The 1,165-nt window shown below is 63.7% G+C and carries 1 protein-coding gene and 1 pseudogene; one reads left to right on the plus strand and one right to left on the minus strand.

From position 1 onward, the window contains the following. Nucleotides 1–202 (plus strand): annotated as a pseudogene (locus EN914_RS36075) (elongation factor Ts); the annotation flags it as partial. A 35-nt stretch (nt 203–237) separates the two neighbouring features. On the opposite strand, the gene EN914_RS36080 reads toward EN914_RS36075, so the two are convergent. After that, nucleotides 238–1,164, minus strand: coding sequence for a LysR family transcriptional regulator (locus EN914_RS36080; RefSeq protein WP_024503352.1), 927 nt, complete (start codon nt 1,162–1,164; stop codon nt 238–240). Nucleotide 1,165: the final 1 nt, after the last annotated feature.

Consider the following 1,165-nt stretch of genomic DNA (forward strand, 5'->3'; position numbering starts at 1 on the left):
GTTCTATGAGGAAGTCGTGCTCCTGAAGCAGGCCTTCGTGCTCAATCCCGACATCACTGTCGAGCAGGCACTGAAGGATGCCGAGAAGGAAATCGGCGCTCCGGCCAAGATCTCCGCCTATCTGCGCTTTGCGCTCGGCGAAGGCATTGAAAAGGAAGAGACCGATTTCGCGGCGGAAGTCGCGGCTGCGGTGAAGAAATAATCCTTACAAATAGCCCCCTGAAGGGGCTTCTCAGCTCAGGCAACTCGGCCGGGTGTCCGCAAGGATGCCCGGCCGATTTCTTGTGCGGTGTCGATAAAGGCCCTGAGCTTCGGCGCCATTGACGCCCGGCGCGGGAAATAGAGGAATAGCCCCGGTTCCTCGATCGCCGTCTGCGGCAGCACCTGGACCAGGCGGCCCGCGGCAAGATCGGCGCGCGCCAGCGGCTCGAAGACATAGGCAAGCCCGACGCCTGCAAGCGCAAGATCGATTGCTGCGAGCGAATCCGTCACGACAACGCTGCCCCGCGTCTCCATGGCGATGTCCTTGCCATCCTCGATCAGATCCCAGCGATAGAGCGCACCGGAGCGGACGAGCCGGTAGCCAATACAATTGTGGCTCGCCAAATCGGCAACGCTGCTGGGACGGCCGTGCCGTCCGATATAAGCGGGCGAGGCCACGATGACGACGGAGAACGGCGGCGTCAGCCGGACCGCGACCATGTCCTGGGCGATCATCTCGCCAAGCCGGATGCCGGCATCGAAGCCTTCGCCGACGATATCAACCAGACCCTGGTCAGCGAAGACCTCGACCGTAACCTCCGGATAGCGCTCGGCCATCGCGGCGACCACCGGCGTCACCGCCAATGGTATGGCGATGTTGGAGGCGTTGATCCTGAGCAGGCCAGACGGCCTGCCTTTGACGCTGCGGATACGGTCCATCCGCTCGGCAATATCCTGGAGGGCCGGAGTCGCCGTTTCCACCAGCGCCTTGCCGGCCTCGGTGAGCGAAACGCTGCGCGTCGTCCGTGCGAACAAAGGCTGGCCGATCCGCTCTTCGACAATGCGCACCGCATGGCTGACTGCCGAAGGGCTCATGCCGAGTTCGGCGGCGGCAAGCGCAAAGCCGCCGCGTCGGGCCACGGCGACGATCACAGGCAGGTGGGTGAGCAGGTCCCGGTACATT

Source organism: Mesorhizobium sp. M7A.F.Ca.CA.001.08.2.1, from assembly GCF_003998455.1.
GTDB classification, from domain to species: domain Bacteria; phylum Pseudomonadota; class Alphaproteobacteria; order Rhizobiales; family Rhizobiaceae; genus Mesorhizobium; species Mesorhizobium ciceri.